The sequence below is a fragment of the Nocardia huaxiensis genome (assembly GCF_013744875.1).
Lineage (GTDB): Bacteria > Actinomycetota > Actinomycetes > Mycobacteriales > Mycobacteriaceae > Nocardia > Nocardia huaxiensis.
The window spans coordinates 2431822-2445153 of the sequence record NZ_CP059399.1; the positions used below are offsets into that span (position 1 = coordinate 2431822).

The 13332-nt window shown below is 69.4% G+C and carries 11 protein-coding genes and 2 tRNA genes; 6 read left to right on the forward strand and 7 right to left on the reverse strand.

All coding sequences use genetic code 11. The annotated features are described in order from the left end of the window. The first annotated feature begins 30 nt into the window (after window positions 1-30). Window positions 31-741 carry a hypothetical protein gene (locus H0264_RS10835; protein WP_181583842.1) on the forward strand — a complete coding sequence of 237 codons (711 nt, stop codon included), beginning with the start codon at window positions 31-33 and terminating at the stop codon, window positions 739-741. A 273-nt stretch (window positions 742-1014) separates the two neighbouring features. Here the strand turns inward: H0264_RS10835 and H0264_RS10840 are convergent, their stop codons facing one another. The 5 genes from H0264_RS10840 to H0264_RS38985 form a co-directional block, all read right to left on the reverse strand. Further along, on the reverse strand, window positions 1015-2637 hold the full coding sequence (locus tag H0264_RS10840; protein ID WP_231083175.1) for a TROVE domain-containing protein: 1623 nt from the start codon (window positions 2635-2637) through the stop codon (window positions 1015-1017). Between the two features lie 97 nt (window positions 2638-2734). Next, window positions 2735-2801, reverse strand: a tRNA-Pro gene (locus H0264_RS10845). Between the two features lie 211 nt (window positions 2802-3012). Continuing rightward, window positions 3013-3073, reverse strand: a tRNA-OTHER gene (locus H0264_RS10850). Window positions 3074-3124: 51 nt separating this feature from the next. Next, window positions 3125-3592, reverse strand: coding sequence for a VOC family protein (locus H0264_RS10855; protein ID WP_181583843.1), 468 nt, complete (start codon window positions 3590-3592; stop codon window positions 3125-3127). A gap of 81 nt (window positions 3593-3673) precedes the next feature. After that, a complete protein-coding gene (locus tag H0264_RS38985) occupies window positions 3674-6892 on the reverse strand; it encodes an ATP-binding protein (RefSeq protein WP_276313948.1) in 3219 nt (1072 codons plus the stop codon). A gap of 123 nt (window positions 6893-7015) precedes the next feature. On the opposite strand from H0264_RS38985, the gene H0264_RS10865 reads away from it, so the two are divergent. The 5 genes from H0264_RS10865 to H0264_RS10885 all read left to right on the forward strand — a co-directional run bounded on the left by H0264_RS10865 (window position 7016) and on the right by H0264_RS10885 (window position 10595). Beyond that, window positions 7016-7414 (forward strand): VOC family protein, encoded by a 399-nt coding sequence (locus H0264_RS10865; protein WP_181583844.1) that lies wholly within the window; start codon window positions 7016-7018, stop codon window positions 7412-7414. A 43-nt stretch (window positions 7415-7457) separates the two neighbouring features. Continuing rightward, window positions 7458-7910 (forward strand): iron chaperone, encoded by a 453-nt coding sequence (locus H0264_RS10870; protein ID WP_181583845.1) that lies wholly within the window; start codon window positions 7458-7460, stop codon window positions 7908-7910. Window positions 7911-8172: 262 nt separating this feature from the next. Continuing rightward, a complete protein-coding gene (locus tag H0264_RS10875; RefSeq protein WP_181583846.1) occupies window positions 8173-9009 on the forward strand; it encodes an alpha/beta fold hydrolase in 837 nt (278 codons plus the stop codon). A 59-nt stretch (window positions 9010-9068) separates the two neighbouring features. Next, window positions 9069-9665 carry a dihydrofolate reductase family protein gene (locus H0264_RS10880; protein ID WP_181583847.1) on the forward strand — a complete coding sequence of 199 codons (597 nt, stop codon included), beginning with the start codon at window positions 9069-9071 and terminating at the stop codon, window positions 9663-9665. A gap of 27 nt (window positions 9666-9692) precedes the next feature. Further along, on the forward strand, window positions 9693-10595 hold the full coding sequence (locus tag H0264_RS10885) for an alpha/beta fold hydrolase (protein WP_181583848.1): 903 nt from the start codon (window positions 9693-9695) through the stop codon (window positions 10593-10595). A gap of 48 nt (window positions 10596-10643) precedes the next feature. On the opposite strand, the gene H0264_RS10890 is transcribed toward H0264_RS10885, so the two are convergent. Together H0264_RS10890 and H0264_RS10895 are read right to left on the reverse strand one after the other, a co-directional pair. Then, a complete protein-coding gene (locus H0264_RS10890; protein WP_181583849.1) occupies window positions 10644-12143 on the reverse strand; it encodes a hypothetical protein in 1500 nt (499 codons plus the stop codon). Window positions 12144-12279: 136 nt separating this feature from the next. After that, window positions 12280-13302, reverse strand: a complete 1023-nt coding sequence (locus tag H0264_RS10895; protein WP_181585442.1) for a DNA topoisomerase IB — start codon at window positions 13300-13302, stop codon at window positions 12280-12282. Window positions 13303-13332 lie beyond the last annotated feature (30 nt).

Sequence of the window (13332 nt, forward strand, 5' to 3'; positions counted from 1 at the left end):
CGGCCGATCGCGACCCTGCATGATGGGCGAATGCTTCCGACCGGCAATCTGGCTCAGGTGGAGCAGCGGCCCGCTGTGATCCACACTCCGCTCGGCATCGTCGAATTCTCCGTGGCGCTGGGGCCCGATGCGCTGTCGGCGCAGCCGGATGCGGTGTGGCGCTTGGCCAACGGGGCGCATCTGCATCGGTGGGAACGGCGCGGGGCGACGGTCGATCTGCTGCTCGGGCCCATCGAGGTGCCGGCGTGGGATGGTGGGGCGGCGGTGCCCACATGGGCGGCGGTGTGGCAGGTGGCGGCCGGTACAGGGATCTCGGGATTGATGGTGGCGGCCGAGTTGACCGGGCTGCCCGCCGAGGCGGACGGGGGCGCGGATCCGGGGGAGTGCCTGGCGGCGGTGACCGCGGATACCGAGCAGTTCACGGTGTCGATCGGCGGGCCGGACGACGAGTTGCTGTCCATGCAGGCCGCCGACGGCCGGTTGCTGCCGGGTGATTGGGTGGAGCTGCTGCCGACCGCCGACGCCGCCGGGTCCGGCGAATACGGTGTGCGGTATCAGGATTCGCTGCGGATCGCCTGGCATCTGCCGGGACTGGTTGCGCCGGAGGCGGTTCGGCTGTGCATCGCGACCGCGTGGGGCCCGCGCGACGACGAGCGCCCGGCGGCCTGGTTCGCGGTCGACATTCCGCTCGATACCGCGTTCTCGCATCTCACCGCGGAGCCGATCGGCGACGAGAATTAGGGCATTCGTCCGATAGCTGGAGTGGCGCTGGGTTTCTAGGCTGATAGCCGGGTGTCGAAGCGCCCGCCCGATGTGGTTGGTGAGTGGCCCCCGGGTGGCGCGCGCTGAGACTTTCCGGCAGACCTCCCTTTGCCGGTGCCCCGCGCGAGGAGCCGGCAGCGCCCATCCCTCCCGGTTCCCCTTGGGGGTGGAGCCGGGGGCGCTACCGCCGCTCTTCGCGCCGAATTCGCCGCGCCCGCTCCTGGTTGCCAGCGGGCGCGGCGAATTCACCTCTCAGAACGGCCAATCCGCGTTCTCACCCGCCTCGATCAGCGGGATCATGGCGAACGCGGCATCGGACAGGCCGCCGAAGGCGTGCCGGTTACGGGAACCGCTGGGGGCGTGGCCGTGGCGGTAGCCCGCCAGATTCCACGTGTACAGCGGCACCCGCGCGGGCAGCGCCCGGCCGACATCGTGGCCGGTGGCCTGCTCGTCGGTCAGGATGACCACACGGTCATGGCCGGCGAAGTGCCGGCGCACCGCACCGGCGGTGTCGGTGCCGCCGCCGATGAAGTAGCCGTCGGACTTCCACCGGTCCACCGCGCGCAACACCGATTCGCCTGCCCGCGTGGGGAATACCAGGCTGTCCGGGTAGGTCTGGTTGTACCAGCGGCCGCCCTGCGAATACGAGACGACATCGGCGTCCGCGCAGCGCGAGGCCAGCGCGAGGCCGAAAACCACTGCGGCATCCCAGAATCGCAGCGATCCGTCCTTGGAGAAGACGGATTCCATCGACCCGGAGGTGTCGATCAGGACCAGGGTGCGGCCGGGCAGCGCGGGCACCGAGGCCAGCGAGTGGTTCAGCGCCTGCTCCAGGGCGTGACCCCAGCGCAGCGACGGGGCCGCTCGGTACGCCGACAGGAACCGCATGGGCAGCTGCCGGGAGGCGGCGACCTGCGCGGGATCGGCAAGACGCGCAGCCACATCCACGGCCACGACGTCCGAGACTCCGGCCTCGTCGAAGTTCCGCAGATTTCTCAACGTCGCCATGTAGCCCATGGAGGGGATCAGCGCCTCCCACACCTTCGAGTCCATCGGACCCTGCAGCCAGCCCGCGACCGACTCCCAGGTCATCCCGGCCGCGCGCAGGGTCTCCCGCACCCGCTCCGGATTGCTGAACTGGTTGCGGCGCTTCGCGACCGGGATCGACAGCAGCGCTTCGCGGGCGCGCAGCATGGACAGTCCGTCCGGGATGGCCTTCTCGCGGTTGTGCCGGCGGTCGATGGCGTGCGCGAAAAGCGCACCCTGCCACGGCTTGTCGGCGGACGGTGCGGCGTGCACGAGTTCCAGCACGTCACCGAAGCGGATGCTGCGCGCGGCGCTGTCCCACTTGGCCAGTGCCCGTTCGTTGTACAGGCGGCCGACGGCATCGGCGATACCGCGCTTGACCGGCTTGGGCAGGGCGCGACCGTGATTGGCGTGCCAGTAGGCGATCAGCTCACCGGGTTCGTCAGCGCGCTGCAACACGGAATCGATGACCTGGCGCGACATTCCGGGCTGCTCGGCGACCAGCCGGGCCACGGTGAACTCGGCCGCGCCCACCAGGGCGGCGGAACGCATATTGGCCTCGGTGCGCAGCCAGCGCAGGAAGCGCGCGGTCCACTCCGGGTCGGTGAGCGTGGCCTCGTGGATCAGGGCCGCGTAGCGGCTGTCGCGGGCGGCGCCGCTCTCGTAGAAGGTGTTCTCGCCCACCATGTTCGACACCGCGAGCAGGAAGAGTTCGCTCTGCGGCGTGCGCTCGTAGCCGGGCGCGCCCTGGTGGGTGCGGCCGGACGGCAGCTGTGCGGATCGGACGGGCGAGGTCGCCGCGGTGGCGGCGATGGCGTAGCCGCTGGAACCATTGTTGAACTTGGCCAATGGAATTCCCCCATGTGTTGCGGGGAGGCGGCAGCGCGTCGGCCCGAGATCGAAGCGACGACGGTCTGCGTTGCTACCACTACACTAACGCCGCTTTCACGGCGTGCCGGAATCGAACCGGCCCTGCCTGAACCCGAATCAGGTGAAGTAACCGTTGCCTGCGCACCGGGCCGGTGCACGACGCCTCCCGAGATCTTCTGGTGCACACGGCGTTTGGTCGTTTCACATTGGAAATCCACGAAGTATCCGTATGCGGCGCACCGGGAGGTGCATGTGTTCCGCACGTGGGGTGCGGAAGTTTGTAGGCGTCCGAGATCGAAGCGGAGACGGTACGTTTAGCTGCTCTGACCGACTGAGCTACTGGGCCCATGGGATTGGACCCAGGCGGGACTCGAACCCGCGACCTGCCCATTATGAGTGGAAGTAACCGTTTCCTACGCACCGGACGCAGTTGGAACTGTAGCGAGACGAATTCGGCTCGCGCATCCTATTTTTCGAGGCGTGGGGTGTCGTAGAGGGCGAAGTCGCCGTCGCTGCCGGAATCGACGCCGACGAAACGGCCCGCGTGCAGGGGATTGTTGGCGAGGAACCGGACCACCGTGCCGTCGGGATCGATGATGTCGAGGAAGGCTCCGTAGTCGCCGCGATCGACCACCTCGGTGTGGTCGTAGCCGAGCTGTTCCGCGCGGGCGGCGAGGGCGCGCAGCTCGTCCACGGAGTCCAATTCGAAGGCGAAGGCGTCGAAGCCGGTCAGATCGGGTGTGCTGGCGCAGTGCGCGCGCTCGCGCAGGGCGACGCCCCAGCCGGAGGGGTGCATGAGCTGTGCGCCGCGCAGCTCGCCCGCCTCACAGAATTCGGCGGCCAGCTCCAGGGCGAGGAGATCGCGGTACCAGGCGACACTGCGCGGCAGGTCGGTGACCGGCAGCTTCACGTGGCGAATGCGGATTCCTGCCATGGGTTCTCCTCCTCGGGTCGGGCGCGGGGTGCGCACCCTCGAAGGGTTCCACTGCGCTGCCCCCGTGGCATGAGCAATCGACTACTCGGGTGCGGACTTGTCGAGGCCGAGGGCGGCCAGCGCGCTCCGGTCACCGTCGACGAGGGCCAGGGTCCGGGCCTGCTGATACGGCCAGTGCGCCGCCGCGAAGGCGTCCGCGACGGCCCGCAGGCGGGCCGGATCCTCGTCGAGCAGGGCCTCGGCGCGGTCCACGAGGGCGGTGGCAGCGGGATTGCCCGACACCGTGTTTCGCGCCGCGGCGAGGTGATCGCGGGCCTTGGGATCGCGGGCGAGGACGGCCGCCTCGGCACGCAGCGCCAGATACCAGTGCCGCCAGATCCAGATGACCTGAGCGTCCATGGTGTCGGGGTCGGTGGCCAGTACGGTCAGCGCGGGTCCGGGCTGTCCTTGGTGCAGGAGGACGAGCGCGTCGAAAACCGCACTGTAGGCGGCACTCTGCTCGGCCGTCACCCCCAGCTCGCCGACGATGCCCAGCCATTCCACTCGCGCGTTGTCGTCCCCGCACAGGCCGTGCGCCAGGGCGACCGAGGCCGCCGCCGGAGCGAGATTCGGGGCGTGCGGGCGGCCGGAGAGCAGCCATGCGTCGAGGAACCGCTCGCTCCCCGTGAGCACGTCGGCGACATGGCCCGCCAGGGCGTCGGCCACCAGCAGCCGGGAGGTGGCGAAGTCCCCGCGCTCCGCCAGCAGTGGCAGATCCCGCAGCTCCTGCCCCCACCGGCGCGCACCCGCCAGATCGCCCACCCCGATGCAGCTGTCCGACGCCTCGGCCAGCGCGTTCACCCTTTCCAGCGCGCTCCCCGGCGTGATGGGCACCCCCGCGAGCAGTTCGACCCGCCGCTGGGAGGTCGCCGCGGTCGCGAAGATGTCACCCGTCCAGCACTGTGCGGCCGCGAGCGCGTCCAGCGCGGCGCTGAGCGCCAGCGGCTCCCTGATGCGCTGCGCAAGGTCGACTGCCCGCTGCGCACGCGAGATGGCCCGCTCGGCCAGCGTTTCCGACTCGGATGCCGAGCCGCTCGGCGCGGCGGTCAGCTCATCCCGCGAGATCGAGTGGAAGGCAATGGATTCCGGCCCGCCCGCAGTCGTTTCGGAACCTGCTCCGTGCGGGGCGGGGGGTGTGGTCGCGGCTGTGTCCTGTTCGACTCCGTGCCCGGCGGTGGTTGAGCCGGAGGCATCGCGCCGGGTGGCGGTCGAGTTGGAGGCGTCGTACCCGGTGGCGGTCGAGCCGGAGGCGTCGTGTGCGGTGGTGGAAGAGGTGGAATTTGCTCGTTTCGAGGCGAATTGCATGACGTCCGGCGAGTGTTGTTCGCCCGGTGTCGATTCGGTGTCATCGGTGAGAATCCCGCACTCCGCCAGGGCGATTGCCGCTCGGCTGGCGGGGTCGTCTCCGGCGAGTTCGCGGGCTTGGGCCAGCAGGTTCGCGGCTTCGTCCGGTGCCGGTGGCTCCGGGAAGGCGTCGGAGAGGCGGAAGACGGTGATGGCGGCGGTGGCCAGGTCGCGGGCGGCGGCGGCCGAATCGCCTGCGGTGCGGGCGATGTCGGCGGCGGCGCGGTAGAGGCGGTACATGTCCTCGCCGCGCATGCGGCAGCCGGCCACTTCGGCGGCGTGGCGCAGGGCGGATGCGGCGGCGGCCGGGTCGTCGGTGAGGGCGGCGGCCTGTTCGTAGCGGCGCTGGGCTTCGCCGATGAGGTTGCGGTGGAAGGCGAGTCGGGCCAGGGTCGCGGCGAGGGTGTGGGCGTCGGCGCGGTGAGCGTCCTGTTCCGATGCCCAGGCGAGGGCCGCGCGGATGTCATCGGCCACCGCGTCGAAGCGAATGCGCCACGCACCGGTGGATTTCGGTTCGCCGAGCGGATACGCCGCGTCGGCCAGGGCGTGCGGGCGCTGTCCGGAGGGGGCAGCCGGGTTGGTTCGCGTGCGTCGGCTGCCGGCTGTGCGCGGGAGTTCGGCGGCCAGCTCGGTGGCGGTGGCCAGACACCAGTGCAGGTGGTGGGCAAGGGTTTCGGTGAGTTCGCCGGTGCTGACGAGCTGTTCGTTCTCGTACTGGCGAATGGTTTCCAGGGCGCGGTAGCGGGTGCCGCTCGCGGTCGGCACCGCGGTGAGCAGGCTCTGTTCCGCGAGCCGCGCCAGGCCCTCGATGACCGAGAGTGGTTCCAGGGGGTCGTATCCCGCCACCTTCGTGGCGTCGGCGGCGGTGAAGGGGGCGACGAAGACGGCGATGCGGCGCAACAGGATTCGGTCTTCGGTGGTGAGCAGGGCTTGGCTCCAGTCGAGCATGGCGCGCACGGAGCGGTGGCGGTCGTCGGCGCGTCGGCCACCGACGAGTAGTCGCAGCGGGTCGGCGAGACTGGCGGTGAGGCCGTCGATTCCGAGGGTGGGCAGGCGGGCGGCGGCCAGTTCGATGGCCAGGGCCAAACCGTCCAGGCGCTGGCAGATCTCCGAAACCTGGTCCAGCTGAGCGGGATCCACGGGCCAGCCGAGGGCGGCGGCCCGGTCCAGGAAGAGCGCGATGGCGTCCACCGTGGCGTCGCCATCGGCGCTGAGGGCCATCGGGGGAACGGTGTAGACCTGCTCGAAGGGCACGAGCAGGCGGGCGCGGCTGGTGGCCAGCACCGTCACGCGCGGGCAGCAGGCGAGCAATCGTTCGATGAACGGGGCGACGCCGTCGAGCAGATGCTCACAGTTGTCGAGCACGAGCAGGCTGTGCCGATCGCCGAGGGCGGTGAGCACCGAATCCTCGAGGCTGCGCGCCTGGTGTTCGCCGAGCCCGAGCGCGCGGGCCACGGCGGATCCGGTCATGGCCGGATCGGTCACGGGGACCAGGTCCACGAACCAGGCGCCATCGGTGAAGTCGGCGGCCAGATCGGCGGCCACCGCCAGCGCCAGCCGGGTCTTGCCGACGCCGCCGGGCCCGAGCGCGGTCACCTGGCGATTGCCCGCGACGGCGGCCCGCAATGCGGCGCGTTCCTGGTCGCGGCCGATGAACGAGGTCAGCGGGGACGGCAGGATGGCGACGGTTTCGCTCACCGGTTCGGCGGTCGCGGTGAGTTCGGCCGCGCGCTGCGCCAGCGCGCGCCGGTCGGGGACGCCGACCTTGCGCAGCAGCGAGGACACATGGGTTTCGACGGTGCGGACCGAGATGAACAGCTCGGCGGCGATCTCGGCATTGCTGCGATGCTGCCCGACCAGAGCCAGGACTTCGGCCTCCCGGTCCGAGATTCCGGCGGAGACCTTTTGTTTCGACACGTCACCCATTCTCACGTATCGATCACCGCTCGTCGCGCAGTCGGTGGGTACGTGCCGATTCAGTGGTGGGATCCGTGGTCGGCACGGATGTCGGGTGCTCGGCCGCTCCCTACCGTTGTAGACATGAACGAGAGCATCACGGAAACCAGGCAGAAGAGCACCCTGAGCAGCGGGAACGCCGGAATCAAGACCGTGCTGCATCCCGTGTCCGATCTCGCGAAGGCCAAGCGGGTGTACGCCGCACTGCTCGGGGTGGAACCCGAGGTCGACGGCACCTACTACGTGGGCTTCGAGGCCGGCGGCCAGCACATCGGGCTGGTGCCCGGCGGCGGCCCGCAGGGCATGACCTCGCCCGTCGCCTACTGGCACGTGACCGATATCGAGGCCACGCTGGCCGCGGTCACCGACGCCGGCGGCACCGTGCGGGAGCCCATCCGCGAGGTGGGCGGGGGCCGCCGGGTCGCCACCCTCACCGATCCGGACGGCAATGTGCTCGGCCTGCTGCAGGACCCCGCCAACTGATCCCCAGATTTCGCTTGTAGAACCCAAAACGGAGGAACCCGACATGTCCCCTCAGACCGAAACCAAGACCACCGTAGGCTTCTCGGCCGATGAGCGCGCCGCCATGAAGGAGCACGCCAAAGAGCTCAAGACGGCCGCCCGCCGCGGTTCCAAGGCCACCAAGGCCGACGGCGAGGCCGATGTGCTCGCCAAGATCGCCGAAATGCAGGAGGCGGATCGGGTGCTGGCCGAACGGATTCACGCCATCGTGAAGGCCAATGCCCCGGCCCTGTCGCCCAAGCTCTGGTACGGCATGCCCTCCTACGCTCGCGACGGCAAGGTGGTGTGTTTCTTCCAGTCCGCCGAGAAGTTCAAGGCCCGCTACGCGACCTTCGGCTTCAATGACACCGCCCGGCTCGACGACGGCGCGATGTGGCCGACGGCCTTCGCCCTGACCACCCTGACCGCGGCCGCCGAGGCGCAGATCGCGGACCTGGTGAAGCGGGCCGCGGCCTGACCCCGACCCGAACGGCCCGTCACGGAACTCCGTGGCGGGCCGTTCGCTGTTCCCGCGATCGTTCAGCCGGGCTGCATCCAGCGTTGCGGAATCGCTGCTTGTTGGGCGCGAGCGCAATTGGCGATGATCATTGGGTGCCCGTCGGGCACATGTGGTGTGCATCACAGCGATGGTGCGATGAAATCCGGAGTGGGCCCCCGTCTGCATTGACGAACGCGCCGGACATCGCCGCTGAAACCAATTGCTAGGAAAGGCATTACCGATGGAGACCATCACCACGCCCGCGGGGATAGAGCTGGCCTTCGACCGCATTTCCGGAGGCGACGCCGGAACCGTCATCCTGATCGGCGGTGCGTTCAGCTACCGCACCTTCCCGAAAATGGTGGAATTGGCCGAGAAATTGGCCGATCAGTACGGGCTCACGGTCGTGAATTACGACCGGCGCGGCCGGGGCGACAGCTCCGATTCGCCGGGCGTGTACGACGTCGAGAACGAAATCGACGATCTGGCAGCGCTGGTCGAGGAGCTGGGCGGCAATGCCGCCGTATTTGGGTGGTCCTCGGGTGCGGGCTTGGCGCTGCGGGCCGCCGCTTCCGGGCGGGTGCCGGGCATCACGAAGGTGATCGCTTTCGAGCCGCCGTTCGTGGTGGACCGCGAAAACTTCGTTCCCGCAACGGATGTGACCGAGCGACTGCACGCGTTGATCGCCTCGGGCAAGCGCGCCGACATCGTGAAGTACTACATGCCGAACGCGATGGGCATGCCGCGGCTGCTGACCGCGATCATGCGCTTCACCCCCTTCTGGAAGAACCTGCTGGCGACCGCCCCGGCCACCGGCCACGATTGGGCGATCATGGCGCCGTTCATGCGCGGGGAGGCCCTGCGTTCCGCCGATTGGGAAGGCGTTCAGGTTCCCACGCTGGTCATTTCGGGTGGCAAGAGCGACGCGCTGCTGCGGACCGCCGCCCGCGCGATCACCGCGGTGCTGCCGAATGCGCGGCACGAGGAATTGGCGAAGCTGAGCCACAATCCGAATGTCGATCTGCTGGTGCCGGTTGCCGGAAAATTCCTCATCGACTCGGATCGCTTCGTGGCCTGACGTTTTCGCCGCCATAACCCTTCTTTTCACCTTCACCCCGATTATCGAGGAGCTCCGTCATGCCCAAAATCACCGCAGGACTGTTCATTTCACTCGACGGTGTCGTCGCCGAACCGCAGGACTGGCATTTCCCGTATTTCAACGAGGAAATGGGCGCCGCGGTCGGCGCTCAGATGAGCGACACCCTCCTGCTCGGCCGCACCACCTACGACACCTTCGCCGAGGCGTGGCCGCCGCGGGAGGCCGACGGCGGCCCGGATGCCGCCATCGCCAAGACCTTCGGCGACGCCCGCAAGATCGTGGTCTCCCGTCAGCGGCTCGAATTCACCTGGCGCAATTCCGAACAGCTGGACGGTGACCTGCTGGAGGCCGTCACCGCCCTGAAGCAGGAGCAGTCCGGTTCCGACATCGCTATCTCCGGCTCTGTCTCCGTGGTCCGGCAGCTGCTGGCGGCCGGCCTGATCGACGAACTGCACCTGCTGGTGCATCCGGTGGCGCAGCGCGCCGGTGAGCGCCTCTTCGACGAGGGCACGCCGATTCCGCTCGCCCTGCTCTCCGCGCAACCTTTCAAGACCGGTGTGGTCCACCTCGTCTACGGCCCCGCCGAGGCCCCGACCGGCGATTACGAAGACGCCAAAGAGCATCTTCCCCAGTAGCTTTCAGAATCCGAGGAAGTCGAACCCATGCGAATGCACATGAAGTCCCCGGCCGCCTTGATCGCGGTGGCCCTGTCCGCCGTGCTGGTCACCGGTTGCGGCAGCAGCGACACCGCCGATACCGCGTCCACATCGGAAACCCGCACCGCCGCAGCCGATCCGGCGTCCGCCGATGGTAAGGGGCGGTACGCCGCGGTCGACGGCGGGCAGCTCTACTACGAGATCCACGGCACCGGAAAGCCTTTGATCCTGCTGCACGGCGGACTGGCGACCGCCGAAGCCACCTTCGGCGCCATGGTGCCCGCGCTGTCGGCCAACCGCCAGGTCATCCTGGTGGAATTGCAGGCCCACGGCCACACCCGCGACTTCGGCCGCCCCATGGGCTACGAGTCGATGGCCGACGATGTCGCGCAACTCATTGCGCACCTGAACCTCGGCAAGGCCGATGTGGCCGGTTACTCGCTCGGTGGCGGCGTGGCCCTGCAACTCGCCGCTCGCAATCCGGACCTGGTGAACCGCCTCGCCCTGATCTCCTCGCCCTACCGTTCCGATGGCTGGATGCCCGAGACCCGGGCGGGCATGGCCGCCATGAACCCCGACGCCATGCGCGAAACTCCGATGTATCAGCTGTACACCGCCGTCGCACCCGACGCGTCGGGCTGGACCGCCCTGGTCACCAAGACCAGGGATCTGCTCGGCAAGGACTACGACTGGACCGCGCAGGCGGCGAAGATCCAGGCCCCCGCCCTGGTCGTCACCGCCGAATCCGACGCCCTCTACCGAGAGCACGCGGTGGACACGGCCGCCCGGATCGGTGACGGTAAGTCCGCTCGCCTCGAAATCGTGCCCGGCACAACGCACTACGACATCATGTACCGCGCCGATCTGCTCCTGCCCCTGCTCACCCCGTTCCTGGACGCCACCACCTGACGACGAGGATCGTTGGCCATACCGCAGATGCGCGATCTGTTCCCAGATCTATGGCGCGGCCGTGCTCGGGGCGAGTATCGGCCGCAGTGCGTCGGTGAGCATCGGCGGGACGAGGTCTTCGAGTGCCGGTGGTGTGAGCACGGCCGAAATGTCGGTGAGTGCGGGGCGAACCGCGTCGACGAGGGGCTGCACGGCCTCGGCGACCTGCGGTGGCAGGGCGGCGAATTCCGGGACTGCGGGAGCCGGCGCGGTCGCGGCGGCGATCGGTTTGCGGGCGACGTCGCCCTGTAGGCGCAGGGTGTTGTAGGCGTTGATGCCGGAGACGATGCCGACCGGGACGCCGAGCACGAGACTGCCGATGGTGCCGCCCATGGCGCCGAGAATGGCCGCGCCGGTGAGGCATCCGCCCGCGAATCCGGTGGCGGTGCCCGCCAGCGCCGCGGAGAAGGTGCCCGCGGTGCCCGCGCCGATGCCACCGGCCAGACAGCCGACGGCCAGGCCGAGCGCGCCGCCGAGGACTCCGCCGAGGGCGACCGCCAGGCCGAACTGGGTGCCGACGGCGCTGAACGCGTCGTTGATGTCCTTCTGCCGTTGCACGGGATCGTTCTGTGGTTTGGGTCCGGGCGCGGGCTGGGCGGGGTCGTCGACGGCGGTCGCGATCGGCACGCTGGCGGGGGCCTTGCACACCGGATCGGGCAGCTCCGCTGCCGTGCGCGGCTGATTGCCCGCCGCGAGGTCGGCGCGGGTGGGCAGCTGCGAAATGGGCACGGTGCCGATCGGGCAGGGGACGGCGGCATTGGGCCACAGCGCCATCGGCGATCCGAGGGTCAGCGTATTGCCCATGACGTAGCGGCCTTGCGCATCGAGGGCCTGGAAGTTGTTGAGCAACTGCACCTGTCGCTGGCCGTCGGGGCCGGGCTGGAGCGGGTCGGGGCCGGTGCCCGGCGCCTGCACGATGAGGGAGCCGATCGGGGTGGTGAGGTAGGCCGACATATCGGTGAGGTCGCCGGTGTAGACGACACCCGGCATGACCCCGACCGTCACACGCGACACGCCCTCCCGGATCGCCTGCTCGTGCGGGGTGAGATCGGCGGTGTTCCCGGGCATCGGCGGCGGAATCTCACGGCCGAAGGGAATGTGGTGCAGTGTGCTGCCGTCCTCGCCGAGGATCAGGTTCCCGGCGTGGTCCCGCAACTGGTAGTGGTTGTTGCCGATGATGCTCACCGTGACATCCGGGCCATAGATGGTCGAAAGCCGCGGGTAAGCATTGCTGCGCAGGTAGATCCCGTTCGTCAACTCCATGTCGTTCTCCCCGCACAGCGGGTCGCGAGGCGGGATGGCGGCCATCGGGTCCTCGGGACCGGGTATCGCCGGGCAGCTCAGCAACGGCTGATCGGAGCCGTTCGATTCGGCGGCGGCCTGCGTGTCCGACGCGTCGAGCGGAAGCGGGGCGGCCTGCGCGCCGACAGCGGCGGCCACCGCTGTCACAGCGGCCAGGGCGGTGGTCAAGGCGACGGAGACGATCTTCAACGGAACCTCGCAATCCATAGCGCGCGGATGAGAACCGAATGCGACCAGACGAGAGCAAGATCTGAGCGCCAGGCTAACAACCCGCGCCGGGATTCCCGGGTAGCGCGCCACCGCGACGGCCGGTCGGTGTCGCGCCGCCGCCGGACCGGCGATATCAGGCGTCCGGCCGGTGCGCGCCGCGCAGCAGCCGAATCACCGCCCTGTCCACGATGTTTCGTTGTTCCTCGGCGTCGTGCGCACGGGCGGCCCGGCGCAGGGCGGCGGCGATCGTCGTACCGTTCTCGTAGGCCCGCACCACGCGCGGATCGACATACGAGGCGCGGGCGACGGCGGGGGTATTGCCGAGCACCTCGGCGACATCCGTCATGACCTGTTTGATCACCGCTCTGCGCCCGCGTATCGAGGCGGGCCGGGGCGAGGTGGCGAAGTCGGCGGCCGCCAGTGCGGTGGCCTGCCAGGTCCGCAGATCCTTGACGCTGAACTCCGGTCCGGTCAGCTCGCGGAAGCGGGCGTTGACGTCGTCGGCGCGTACTTCGCGGTAACCGCGGCCGTTCCGGTGGACGAGCAGCCTGGCCGAACCTGCCGGGCTACCCAGCAGGGCTCGAATCACCTTGGCGAGCAATCGATCCCGGACCGTCACCTGCTGCTGGATGCTGCCCTTGGCGGGATAGTCGAAGCGTATCTCGTCGTCCGCGACCCGCGCGTGTGCGCGCAGCAGGGTGGCGGCGCCGTGGGTGCCGTGGGATTCGGCGTACTCCTCGCCCCCGACCCGGAACACCCCGGAATCGAGCAGCGCGATGGCCACCGCGAGCACCCGGTGCTCGTGTAATCCCCGCTGCGACAGATCGATTCGCAGTTGTGCGCGCAGGCGCGGCAGTAGCGCGGCGAGTTCGAGCACCCGGTCGAACTTCTCCTCGTCGCGTTCCCTGCGCCACTGCTCGTGATACAGGTACTGCCGCCGTCCCGCGATGTCCCGGCCCACGGCCTGGATGTGCCCGTTCGGATGCGGGCAGATCCACACCTTCCGCCACGCGGGCGGAATCGCCAGCGCCCGAATACGATTCAGTGTTTCCGCGTCGGATACCGGAGCGCCCGCGGAGGTTCGGTACGTGAAGCCGCGTCCACAGCGCCGGCGGGCGATGCCGGGTCCGTGGATCACGCTGCGCCGCAATCGCACAATGCTCGTCACCTGCTCCGGGGCCGCCGC

Coding starts and splice junctions, on each gene's coding strand:
- H0264_RS10835 (WP_181583842.1), top strand. CDS start 31: ATGCTTCCGACCGGCAATCTGGCTCAGGTGGAGCAGCGGCCCGCTGTG.
- H0264_RS10855 (WP_181583843.1), bottom strand. CDS start 3,592: ATGGCAGGAATCCGCATTCGCCACGTGAAGCTGCCGGTCACCGACCTG.
- H0264_RS10865 (WP_181583844.1), top strand. CDS start 7,016: ATGAACGAGAGCATCACGGAAACCAGGCAGAAGAGCACCCTGAGCAGC.
- H0264_RS10870 (WP_181583845.1), top strand. CDS start 7,458: ATGTCCCCTCAGACCGAAACCAAGACCACCGTAGGCTTCTCGGCCGAT.
- H0264_RS10875 (WP_181583846.1), top strand. CDS start 8,173: ATGGAGACCATCACCACGCCCGCGGGGATAGAGCTGGCCTTCGACCGC.
- H0264_RS10880 (WP_181583847.1), top strand. CDS start 9,069: ATGCCCAAAATCACCGCAGGACTGTTCATTTCACTCGACGGTGTCGTC.
- H0264_RS10885 (WP_181583848.1), top strand. CDS start 9,693: ATGCGAATGCACATGAAGTCCCCGGCCGCCTTGATCGCGGTGGCCCTG.
- H0264_RS10890 (WP_181583849.1), bottom strand. CDS start 12,143: ATGGATTGCGAGGTTCCGTTGAAGATCGTCTCCGTCGCCTTGACCACC.